The sequence below is a fragment of the Veillonella parvula DSM 2008 genome (assembly GCF_000024945.1).
Classification (GTDB): Bacteria; Bacillota; Negativicutes; order Veillonellales; family Veillonellaceae; genus Veillonella; species Veillonella parvula.
The window spans coordinates 110001-122268 of record NC_013520.1; the positions used below are offsets into that span (position 1 = coordinate 110001).

Sequence of the window (12268 nt, forward strand, 5' to 3'; positions counted from 1 at the left end):
AATCTACCTGAACGTCATAAAAACGATGCACCTGCATATCAATATATACCTGCTACCACAATGGGGCGGTATCAATCTCTTGATGAAACAATCGATGCCATCGTTTACACAGGTGCTTTCAGACATATAACAGGTCCTGCTAAATCCCATACACCGATGAATATTTACAAATTAAAACTTCAACCTAATTCATGGATCTCTATTTCTGAGAATATGACTTGGAATACAGGCTTCCTTGTGATTAATGGTACAGGTAGTGCCAATGGTGAAAGCATAGAATTTGCAGACTTTGTACTTTTCAATAATGATGGAGAGCGCTTTGAGGTAGAGTCTGGTGATGAAGGTCTTGAAATCTTCGTTCTCGCTGGAGAACCCCTCAATGAACCAGTGGTAAAACAAGGGTCATTTGTTATGACAAATAAAACAGAGCTTCTCCTCGCTTATGGGGAATACAAAAACGGTAAATTTGGCCGCGAAGAAGCTATTATGTAATATAACACCCTGATTTATAATGGCGTACATCAGGGTATTTCTTGTAAGTAATGTATCCTGAGATACATTGTTTTATATTGATTATGGTATAATGATTGCGTACAATGTTTTGACAGGAGGTTTTATGTCTAAAAAAATTGCAGTCCTTGTAAATGAGGATACAATGCAGCGCTGTTCTTGTGGCGGTTGTTTGAAAGCATTTATGAATAAAGCGGATTCCTTTGAGCGTTATGCTGATGAGGATATTGAGTTGGTGGGGTTCACACATAGTGGTGGGGATCTAGCTAAGAAGATTGAGTCTTTTAAGAAAAAAGGTGTTACTACGGTACATCTTTCTACATGTACGCGTGGTAAGAATGAAAATTATGAAAGCATCGCAGAGCAGTGTGCTGAGGCAGGCTTTGATGTAGTAGGCTATACACATGGTGGCGCTGTTTCTAAAGATGGTAAAGAAGCGGTAGTACTTTCAGCTAAACCAGTAACGACAGATCAATAGTTAGCAATGTTTGAATTAACCATAATAGATTGCACCATCTTATGATAGATGAATGATTGTTCCATTATTCATTCTATATTTATCATGAAGTAATATTATATAGATAGTGTGGAAATTCTGGCGTTTTCTTACATTCTATATTGTTTTATTATTATATAGCTATATCATTGTTTAAGAGGTTGAGAGAATGAACAAGAAACTTACAGCGGCTACTTTATCTATTGCTATGGCAGTGACAATGGCACCTACTATGATGCAAACGGCTTCTGTTAATGCTGCGTCTGTTGCGGTACAATCTTTAGCTGGTGGTGCTATTGCTATGGCTTACGTATCTACTGCATTAAATAAAATGGATAATTCTGCAGAGGGGCAACAGGAGAGTTTGGCACGCACAAAAGAGAAAACTGGTTACTTAAACGATAGTGCTGCCCAAGAGCGTGTAAATCGAATTATGAAGACCTTAGAGGCTACACCTAGTGTAAAACGTTCCTACGTTGTATATGCGAATCCTGATGAGGAGTTCAATGCGTTTGCCACACTTGGTCGCGTTATGTCCATTAACAAGGGTGCTCTAGATACGCTAGATGATGATCAATTGGCCTATGTAATGGCTCATGAAATCTCTCATGGCGAGCATAAAGATATTATTAATGGCGCTAAGAAGCAAATTGGTCTTTCTACAGCGGTTGGCATTGCTGCTGGCGGCAGTGAAGGTGCGGCTATTTTATCTAATGTGGCAGGTAACTACTTATCCAATCAAGTGTTTACGATGAGTCAAGAAAAAGCCGCTGATGAGTTAGGCTTTAAGATTTTAAGTGAGTCTCCATACAATGTGGGTGGTGCAGCTGGTTCTATGGCAGTACTGCGCAACAAAGTGGGGGAACACTACCGCGAAGGGCTTTCACAAGTGGTAGCACCTAATAACCATCCAAAGTTGTCCGATCGGGTGAACAATAATATTTCTCGTATGTACACATATTCTGGGAATCATGTAAACGTATCGAATGGTACTGTGTACGTAAACGGTGATAATATCTATACTCCAGCAGGTAGTGGCCGCTACACAGGCGAAGAGCGTGCTTATTACATGGCTGGTAAATTGGCACGATTGTATCATAACAATCAAGTGACACCAGGTTCTGCATCCTATAGTGGTGACACTGTAACGGTAGCTGGTCAATCCATTGTTTCTACGCCAAATGTGGATGTAGCATTGCAAGTGGCAACAAATCTTAACAATGCATTTGTAAAGCCTGCAGGTTCTGCTGTTAATGCGAAAAAACCAGTGAAGGTTAAACAAGAAAAACCTAAAAAGGTAAAAGAAAATAAAAAGGTAAAAGCTGATAAAGCTAAAAAATAAATGAGAGTTATTAATGGCATATAATTTGCTTTAAGGATTTATGTTATTATAATCAGAATAATCAGAGGACTGAGCCCATGAAGGCTTAGTCCTCTTTTTATATGGATTGTAATTTTTATAGTTTGAGTATAAGTTTATATGTTAATAAGTTTATATGTTAATAAGTTTATAAGATGTATTGAGGGATATACGAGTAAGAAATAGACTGTAAAGATATTGTTGATCATAAGTATAATTATTATTCATGTGTAAATAAATTATATTCATAAAGCAATAATAGATTCATAAAAATACAGAGAATCTTTTGAGAATGGAAAGTGAATTGTAATGGGTTTATACCATGAAATATAAGAAATTATCTTGTTAAACATAGTTGCTATAGAAGGTTTTATTATATTTCTTGTAATATTTATGAATTATTTATGCGATAACTTAGTGTTGTCTATATATGGTGGATAGATGTATATTTAAGGTGGATGAAATATGTGCTTAGAATGGAATCCTATAGAAATACCATAACGGTAGGGGGTATAGGGTTATTGTACTTATACATGCTTTATAGGATAATGTCAATGTTGGTGGTTAATCTAATAATATAGATGACCATTTTTTTGTTAAATAATACGTAATTTTATACATTATATGGAGGCTATGATGGAGTATACAATTCACCTATTTAATGCAGGTGGTTTCGTTATGTATCCACTTGTACTATTCATGTTAGCAGCATGTACTATTTTATTTGAACGTATTCGTACGTACAGAAACATCAATCATGAGTTACAACAGTTGTCCGATAGCATTGATGCAGGTCGTAATAGTAATAATTGGTCTACTCTAGAAAATTCTATAAAAAATAGTGATGACGCATTGAGTAGATTCGTATCTCCTATCGTGGAGTCTGTATATAGTGCGGAAGGTTTAGAGAACCGTTTACATGATGTGGTAGGTTACATGGATGAACGTTTAAAACGCGGTCTTAACTGGCTTAGCATGATGGTAACAATGGCTCCATTACTTGGACTTTTGGGGACTGTTGTTGGTATGATTCGATCCTTCGCAGCCGTTGGAGGCGATATTGGTGCGCCTACTGTTATCACAGGCGGCGTATCCGAAGCGTTGGTTGCCACTGCAACGGGGCTTTCAGTAGCTATCGTAGCATTAGCTATCCATAGTTGGTGTACAGATAAAGTAAATTCTGATATTGCAAAGTTAGAGCAAAAATTAGGTTCTATTATGGATTTATATATTAGGAGTCAACGATGAAACGTAGTTCAGTAGGCATACAAAAAGAACCTACCATCATGATTATACCTATGATTGATATCGTTTTCTTCTTGCTCGTATTTTTCATGATGAGTACGCTATACATGAATACAGAGGAACAAATTCCTCTTAACTTACCAAAGGCCTCCTCTTCCTCTGCGAAGACGATTGAGCCTATCACGATTTCATTAACAGCTACACATAAAATGTATTTGAATGAACGTGAGATTGCCCCTGATCAATTGGGTAATGAAATTCAAGGGATTGTTGCAAAAGAACCTCAACAGGCATTTATTGTACGTGCCTCTGAGGATATTGCATATAAGGACGTTATCAATATTTTAGATAATCTTAAAATTAGTGGTGCTCGGTTTGTTAGCGTAGCTACAGAACGGAAGTGATTCTATGGTAGACAAACGATATGGAATTCCTTTCGTAGCTGCATTGGTATTAAATCTTGTATATTGGGGTGTTGTAGGTGATTGGTTTAGTCATATAAAACCTCCAGAAACACAAAAAAAAGACTTGGTTATCAACCTCGATATGGGGCAGCAAGAACCTCCTCAAGAAAAGAAGGATCCTGAGAAACTAAAGATTCACCCTGACGACAAACCCGTCGCAGGGGGCGGTAAAGCAGGTAGTGTGTTGCCTGATTTATCGGGAAAGCCGACAGAAGGCTTAAAAAATCTGAATCCTTACTTAGGTGGCAATGAGACGGCATCAGTCAATTTGAATGGTAATACTGATAATCCTGTTGGTAATCTAGGAAGTGGCAATGTACCAGGCCCTGGTGGTGGTAATGCTGGCAATGGAGGGCTTAGTGAAGAAGGTAATGGATCTAAAGGTGGTGACCCAGGTCCTGGCGATGTAGAACGTCGTGGGGGCTCTTACGATAGTTCAGGTTATATCGCTCGCGTTGAGAGTAATAAAGTGATGCCTCAACAGGCGGTGCGCCGTGGACTCAGTGGACGAGTTTCCTTTGAAATCACTTTTGATGCTGATGGCAACTTTGCTGGTGCGAATATGATCGGTAGTAGTGGCTCTAGCATTCTCGATAATGCTGCTTCTAGCCTCGTAGAGAGCTCCGGAGGTATAGAGAATACAACAGGTGAGCCAGTTACGATTGTGGTTAATGTAGATTATGGTTATAATTAATCTTCTATAGCTGATAATGTATGAATTATGTTTGTGTGTAGTCGTAATTCAGAAAATACAAGAAACGCATTTGTTAGAGGATTAGTTTTAATATTATTTTTATTGTGTATTTATTGTGTGTGGAGGGTTTATGACGAGTCGTCGTATTTTATCTGCTGCTATTGCAGCAACGTTAGCGTTAGGTACGTATCAAGCATATGCGTATGATGAGAATTTCAAGGGTTATGAGGTTCATAATGTTTCGGTAAAAGCCGATGCGGCTAAGGATGAGTATGGTAATACCATTACTGAGCAATCTTATTACCGTACTGGTGGTGATGTAAAGGTTATCACTCGTGAAGAGATTGAAAAACGTCATTATCGCGATGTAACTGAAGCGATTAAACGCGTTCCAGGTGTTACATTCCAAAATCCTGGTTACCGTGGTGGTGAGTATGGCTATCAATTCTACAATAATGGTGTATCCATCAATGGTGACTCCCGCGTTGTAGTTTTGGTGGATGGTCGTCGTATAGACAATATTACATCTGGTCGTTTAGGTGATAGCTCTGAAAGAGGCTCTAAATCTACAGGTGTTAATATCGATGAAGTAACCAATATGGATGCTATTGATAAAATCGAAGTTATCAAAGGCCCTGGTGCTTCTCAATATGGTTCTGATGCTACAGGTGGTGTAATCAATATCATTACACGCCGTGGTAAAGGCAACTTCAGCGGATCCGTTGATTTGACTACAGGCAGCTGGAATAAGCATAGCTATAATTTGACTGTACAAGGTGCGGCAGGCAAAAATGCTTCCACTGGTTATTTTGTAACAGCTACACGTACTATGTCTCAAGATACGAAGTATAAAGATGGCGATACGGGTGAAGTAGCAACTCTTACAGGTTCTAAATGGCGCGAAGAAGGTTTTAATGCGCGTATTGACCATGAGTTCAATAAGAAACAAAGCTTACAGTTCTCTATGAACTTTAAAAAAGGGCGCGATGGATATCCGATTTCTACGCCTAGTCGTAAATACTGGAATGCAGATGATTGGCGTCGCATTATTTTCAATGCTGAAGTTGGCCAATATGATGCTAATTACAAGTTGAAAACAGATCCTAAATATGTAAATCCAGATAGAAATCCACAAGGTTATGCACCTAAGTTGTATGGTGACTCCAGAAACCCTGGCTACCACAATTTATTCGCTTTAGATGGTAACTACGGCTCTTATAGTAAGTTTAAAAACTTGGACACAGATTTGAAGTTTACTTTCGATCGCCAAGGCCAAATGGAAAGCTTTGCTAGATTGTATCGTTTAGATCATCGATATGAAGGTCGCGATACATATACATGGTCTAAGCTTGGTAGTGAGGCTGCACGTGCTGCCTATGCGGCGGCATTCCCTAATGGTGCTACTGTTGAGCAATTTAATGCATGGGTTGATTCCAATTTGGCACCATTCCCTGATCGTCGTGATGCATTGCGTCAATGGATTTCTGACACAGGTGGTATGGCAGGTAGCCCAAATAGATGGTATAAAGAAAACAAAACAGGCGTAGAGCTTCAATGGACTCGCCAACTTGATAAGCATGATATTATTGCTAATATCGACTATAGTCGCTCTAATTTGAACTCCCGTTCTATTAAACGTAATGGTGATGTAGTGTCTTCTGATATTCGTCGCAATACTTTATATGCTTATTTGCAAGATAAAATCTACATTGGTAACAATGTGGAATTAACACCAGCGTTGCGCTATGTACACTATAGCAGCATTCAAGGTAATGGCAGCGGTGACTCCCAAGGTAAAGGTAGTGTAAGCGCCTTGACTCCTAGCTTGCATGGTCAAGTTAAATTTAATAAAAAGACTAGCATGTACGCTGGGTGGACTCGTATCTTAAGACCGCTTAAAACAGGCGACTATAGTGCGACTGATGGCGTATTTAATACACCGTTAGATGACGAAAGAGGCGATGCTTTCACATGGGGCCTATTACATACGTTCGGTAAAGGTAATAATACTACTGTAGCAGTTCATTATGATTACACGCGTATGAGAAATGCCATCGCTACATTGCCAATTTTGAATAGCAGAACAGGCGAGTTTGAAAAAACAGCAGTTAATGCAAAAGAAAACAAACAATCTTTCAATATTACAGTAGACCACAGATTAAATGAACATGTAACAATGAGTGCGTCTTACTCTCATATGAAAGATAAATGGTTATCTAAAGGTGGTTGGATTCTTGATCCAAACTGGGGTTATAGCAATAGCGATGATATCAATGTGGCTATTAATAGCTTGCGTCCGCAAAACCACTATGCATTGAACATTTCCTATGATAACAAGCGTCTATATTCTGGCTTGTTGATTAATTGGTACACTGGTAACAGTGACTATGCATTCACTCATAGACGTTTCCTCATCGTGGACTGGAACCTCAACTATGATGTAACAAAAGATTTAACGGCGTACATCGTGGTAAATAACGTTCTTAACCGCGCTTATGAAACAAGCTATAGCGCTTACAATGGTCGCGGTAGTGCGGCTATGCCAGCACGTTCCTTCATGATTGGGGCGAAATATAAATTCTAATGATTAGATTCAGCGTATTAATACTATGTCTATTAATATGTGTAGGTTGTGGTCCTCAGCAGGTAACTGTTGAGGACCATCAGTCTACACCAGTACATATCAAATTGCAGCCACCAGTGACAATTGAATCCTTTGTACGTCGAGGTGAACCTTTTGAAAGTACCTATACGGCGGTGCCCGAGCGTGTGGTGGCGATGTGGCAAAACTCCATAGAAACTATCATTGCTCTTGGTGAAGGGGATCGTATCGTAGCGGGCATGGGGATTCCAGATCGCAAATACGTGCGACCAGAATACCGTGAGGCATACGATAAAATTCCATACAAGGATCTGAAATACGCCAATTTGGAAAGCGTATTAATGATGAAGCCTGATTTGTTGGTAGGTTGGAAGTCTACTTTCACAAATAAAATGTTACAAACACCTACATTTTGGCAGGCGAGACTAGCGAATGTATATATTGCAGAGTCCTCATTGGGGGCTCAATCGGCGCTCACCATGGATATGGAGTATAAATATATTCGAGATTTGGGGCGTATTTTTAATCGAAACATGGAAGCAGAGCGTCTCATTCAAGAGATGCAACAATCTGTGGCGTACACGGTAGCCCAAACGGCTCATGAGAAGCCACCAAAGGCATTGTTTATTGAGGTGCAAGGCAAGCATTTTCGATTGTATGGACATAAGACATTAGCTGGTAATATAGGGGCTTCCTTGCACGCCGATGTGATCGACACGGAAACGCCGTCCATTAGCATGGAGGACGTGGTGGAGCAGAATCCGGATGTAATTTTCTTGATCGTGTCTGACGGCGAATATAGTCAAGCGGATGTGATTATGAACTATGTATTAACGCAGTCAGGTTTACAAGGTGTTAATGCATTGCGCAATAAACGCGTTCATTTCTTGCCATTGCTTGCTGTATATAGTCCTGGTATTCGCTTATTAGATGGTATCGACATCGTATCGCATGGGTTGTATCCTAATCTATATCCAGAAGGGGTACCAGATTTAATTCATTAATAAAGGAGCAGTATGCTAAAACGAATTGGATATACTGCTGGCGGATTTGTCCTCATAGGGGTGCTAGCAGTAGCCATTCTATGGGGACTTTCTGTTGGTACAGTACAGTTTTCACTTTCTCAAATTCTCAATATTGTAATAGATCAATTTTCTAGCCCATTGGCTATTGATGATCCTATGAATAGTCCTGATCAGACTATTATTTGGTTACTACGTATGCCGCGGTTGTTGATGGCCGCTATTATTGGAGCAGGTCTTGCCGTATCTGGCGTTATCATGCAGGCCATCGTTAAGAATCCACTGGCAGATCCTTATATCTTGGGGATTTCCTCCGGTGCGTCTCTCGGTGCTACGATAGCTATTTTATTTGGTGTTGGCGTTATGTTCGGTGAGAACTTCATCGGCGTTATGGCCTTTATCGGGGCTATGGCGATTTCCTTCGGTGTATTGTTTATCTCGAACTTGGGTGGCCGACCAAATTCGGTGAAATTGATTTTAGGGGGCTTGGCGTTAAGCGCCGTATGTAGCTCCTTCTCTAGTTTTGTGGTTTATTTAGCGGACGATAAGGAAGGCATCCAAACCATTACATATTGGTTGATGGGTAGTTTGGCGGGCGCTAAATGGGATATGTTGCCGTTTATTGCCGTCGTTGTCCTCGTGAGCATCATCTTTTTCTGGTCTCAAAGCAGAATTTTAAACATGATGCTCCTTGGTGATGAGGTGGCCATAACTTTAGGGCGCGACTTACATACGTACCGCCAAGTCTATTTGATTATTAGCTCTCTTATCATCGGTTTTGTAGTGTACGCGGCGGGCATGATTGGCTTTGTAGGCCTCTTGATTCCTCACCTCGTGCGCATGACAATCGGAACGAATCACTGGACTTTGATTCCGTTCAGCGCATTAGGGGGCAGTATTTTCCTCGTCATTGCTGATGGCTTGTGCCGATGTATTATTCCTCACGCAGAATTGCCAATCGGCATTCTCATTTCTCTCATTGGGGCACCAACCTTTGTATACATGTTGGTGCGTAAGAACTACGGATTTGGAGGGGAATAATGAATATTCAAACAGATAATATCCAAGTCTCATTTGGTTCTAAAACGATTCTTCAGGATATTTCCCTAGATATACGAAATAAGGAATTCGTTGGCATTATTGGTCCTAATGGTAGTGGTAAAAGTACGTTCTTGAAATGCTTATACCGCGTGCTTCAGCCTAATCATGGGAAGATTTTCTTTGATGGCACTGAAATGAGTTCCTTAAGTCATCGCGATACAGCCTTAAAAATGGCTGTAGTGGCACAGCATAGTACGGTTAACTTTGATTTTTCCGTCCTTGAAATGGTTCTCATGGGCCGTTCCCCTTATAAAGGGCTACTCGATAGAGATCAAATTGATGACTATGAAATCGCCCGACATGCATTAGCTCAAGTAGGGCTTAGTGATTTTGAAAGTCGCAATTTTAATACCTTATCTGGTGGTGAGCAGCAGCGCGTTATCTTAGCGCGTGCCTTGGCACAACGCACAGAATGCCTAGTGTTAGACGAGCCGACAAACCATCTAGATATTAAGTATCAGCTGGAACTGATGACAATTGTAAAACGCCTTGATGCAACCGTAGTGGCTGCTATTCACGATTTGAATCTAGCAGCCATCTATTGTGATCGTCTCATTGCGTTAAAAGACGGTTCAGTAGTGTGTACAGGTACCCCTCATGAAGTATTGACAGAGGATACCATTTGCCACATTTACGGCGTGTCCGCCACGGTACAAACATTACCAAATGGACGATTAAATATTATATATAATATGGAATAATTGAAAAAAGAGGCGTGGATGATGAAACGAATGAATAAACAAGTCTATGTAGCAGTGCTTATGGCATTAACTACTATGTCAATTAATAGTTATGCTGCAGATGTAACAATGAACAATAATGAGGAAGAAGTTACCATAAATGTTACCGCTAATCGTACATCGTTATTAGATTTAGATACACCAGTATCGACTTCTGTTATTACCCAAGAGGATATACAAAATAGCGGTGCTAAGACGGCTTTTGATGCGGTCGCTAATGTACCGGGTGTAACCATTAACTCCTTTAGTGCGTCTGGCGCAGATTTTGGTGGCATGGATAGCCGTACGAATATTCGTGGTCTCGATCGCGGTGCACTTGTTCTTGTAAACGGTGTACCTATGAACTTAAATGGTAAGAGCGGAATTGGCTCTATACCTACCAGTGCCATTGAGCGCATCGAAGTTGTAAAGGGGGCGGCCTCTACCTTATATGGCGCAGAAGCTTTAGGTGGCGTTATAAATATTATTACAAAAACGCCGTCAAAAGAGGGCGGTTCTGCTACGGTAGCTGTAGGTAATCGAGGCTCCAAGAGATTTGATATTTCTTATGGTACTGATCGATTCCTCGTTGGTATCGATAGAAAATACTGGGGGACTCAAGATCCATCTACACCGGTGCGGTATGACTATACAGGCCGCAAGGGTTATGATTACTACACTACGCGCAATAAAGGTAATTCCTTAGGTGTGTTCATGAGCGGTAAGCTTTCAGATAAGATAACCTTAAATTATACTCGCGCTGAAAGCCGTTCCTCCTTTGGTTTGATTAGTACAGAAAGAAATCCTGTGAGACAGGCTCGTCATTCTACGACATATCATTACAAGGATGACCGCAATAATGCATCTTTGATTTATAAAGATGATAATACGACGGGAACATTGTTTTATAACGACCGTACTATGCGTGGTGAAAGCCGTGTTCATAGTGCTAAACAGTTCAAGCCGACCGAAACCAGTTATGTAGCTCGTCAATATGGTATAGATGTACAACATGAATGGGACTTTAGAGGCGGTAAGGATTATTTGATTGCCGGTGTTACAGGTAAGCAAGAAACCTATCGTGCCACACATGCCCCTGTGTATACACGGCCTCATCGTAATACCTATGCGGTGTACAGTAGCTATTCTCGTGAAATCAATCCCAAATGGACTGCCATTTTGGGCTTGCGTTATACAGCCATTAGTGATCCTATTAAGGACCAACATGTGTTAACGCCTCAGTTCCAATTGTTGCACACCATCAATAAAGCTTCCTCCATGTACTTAAATATAGGGAAAGCTTACACGATGCCTAGCTTGAGTGATTCATTCCGTAGCGTGAACCGCCAATACACAGCAGTAAGTGGTAAAAATCTTAAGCCTGAAGAGGGTTGGAACTATGAATTAGGTTATAAACGTCTTAATAAGAAGGATAGCTGGAAGGTGGACGTGTTCTATATGGACTTCAAGAACTTCTTCCAATGGCAACCTGATGTAAATGGTCGCCCAACCGTTCGCGTAAACGGTGGTAAATTCCACAATGTTGGGATTGAAGCTGAGTATAGTAGACATTTGTCAGATCGACTCAAAATGAGTGTAAGTGGTTCTTATTCTAATCCAAAACAAAAGGAAATGAATGAAACCTATTGGAAACAAGCGGCTCCTAAGTTACAGTTTACAACCGGCATTCATTATAAAAGCCCAACCTGGGAAGCTGGTACATCCTTTAGCTTTGTTACCAAACGTTTGCGCAATCGTGATGGCGGCTTGAATCCTAACATTGCTCTTTGGAATGCTTACGTTGGGTATCACTTTAACAAAGATGCTACATTACGCCTCGATGCACGCAATCTTTTGAATCGTCATAATGTGGTATCCAATGGAGATTATGAATACTGGGATGCACCATTCAATTATGAATTAAGTTATACACAAAAATTTTAATATGTATTAACGATACAATCCCCCGAGAATGCAGTAGCGGTAGGGGTATGGGTTTTGTGCGGACCAAATAAATGTGTAATAATACAAATATGTAGTTTATATAATTGTGTG

The 12268-nt window shown here is 40.3% G+C and carries 11 protein-coding genes (1 of these 11 running past the window's edge); all 11 read left to right on the forward strand.

The window, feature by feature from the left end:
* On the forward strand, positions 1-492 hold the 3' portion of the coding sequence (locus VPAR_RS00280; protein ID WP_012863664.1) for a pirin family protein. 399 nt of this gene lie to the left of the window's left edge; 492 of the gene's 891 nt are visible here — the last part of the coding sequence; its start codon lies beyond the left edge, outside the window; the stop codon is at positions 490-492.
* Between the two features lie 124 nt (positions 493-616).
* Positions 617-988 (forward strand): CGGC domain-containing protein, encoded by a 372-nt coding sequence (locus VPAR_RS00285; protein ID WP_012863665.1) that lies wholly within the window; start codon positions 617-619, stop codon positions 986-988.
* Positions 989-1175: 187 nt separating this feature from the next.
* Positions 1176-2348, forward strand: coding sequence for a M48 family metallopeptidase (locus tag VPAR_RS00290; RefSeq protein WP_012863666.1), 1173 nt, complete (start codon positions 1176-1178; stop codon positions 2346-2348).
* A gap of 654 nt (positions 2349-3002) precedes the next feature.
* Positions 3003-3614: a MotA/TolQ/ExbB proton channel family protein gene (locus VPAR_RS00295; RefSeq protein WP_004694376.1), complete on the forward strand. Its 612-nt coding sequence runs from the start codon at positions 3003-3005 to the stop codon at positions 3612-3614.
* Positions 3611-4015, forward strand: a complete 405-nt coding sequence (locus tag VPAR_RS00300) for an ExbD/TolR family protein (RefSeq protein WP_012863667.1) — start codon at positions 3611-3613, stop codon at positions 4013-4015. Before VPAR_RS00295 ends, VPAR_RS00300 begins: the two co-directional genes overlap by 4 nt.
* A 4-nt stretch (positions 4016-4019) precedes the next feature.
* The gene (locus VPAR_RS00305; RefSeq protein ID WP_012863668.1) at positions 4020-4769 is read left to right on the forward strand and encodes an energy transducer TonB; all 750 of its coding nucleotides are present in this window, start codon (positions 4020-4022) and stop codon (positions 4767-4769) included.
* 130 nt (positions 4770-4899) lie between these two features.
* Positions 4900-7353: a TonB-dependent receptor plug domain-containing protein gene (locus tag VPAR_RS00310; RefSeq protein ID WP_012863669.1), complete on the forward strand. Its 2454-nt coding sequence runs from the start codon at positions 4900-4902 to the stop codon at positions 7351-7353.
* On the forward strand, positions 7353-8375 hold the full coding sequence (locus tag VPAR_RS00315) for an ABC transporter substrate-binding protein (protein WP_012863670.1): 1023 nt from the start codon (positions 7353-7355) through the stop codon (positions 8373-8375). Before VPAR_RS00310 ends, VPAR_RS00315 begins: the two co-directional genes overlap by 1 nt.
* A 12-nt stretch (positions 8376-8387) precedes the next feature.
* Complete coding sequence (locus VPAR_RS00320) at positions 8388-9434, forward strand: FecCD family ABC transporter permease (RefSeq protein ID WP_012863671.1); 1047 nt, start codon at positions 8388-8390, stop codon at positions 9432-9434.
* Positions 9434-10195 (forward strand): ABC transporter ATP-binding protein, encoded by a 762-nt coding sequence (locus VPAR_RS00325; RefSeq protein ID WP_012863672.1) that lies wholly within the window; start codon positions 9434-9436, stop codon positions 10193-10195. Before VPAR_RS00320 ends, VPAR_RS00325 begins: the two co-directional genes overlap by 1 nt.
* A gap of 18 nt (positions 10196-10213) precedes the next feature.
* Positions 10214-12157 carry a TonB-dependent receptor gene (locus VPAR_RS00330; protein WP_012863673.1) on the forward strand — a complete coding sequence of 648 codons (1944 nt, stop codon included), beginning with the start codon at positions 10214-10216 and terminating at the stop codon, positions 12155-12157.
* Positions 12158-12268 lie beyond the last annotated feature (111 nt).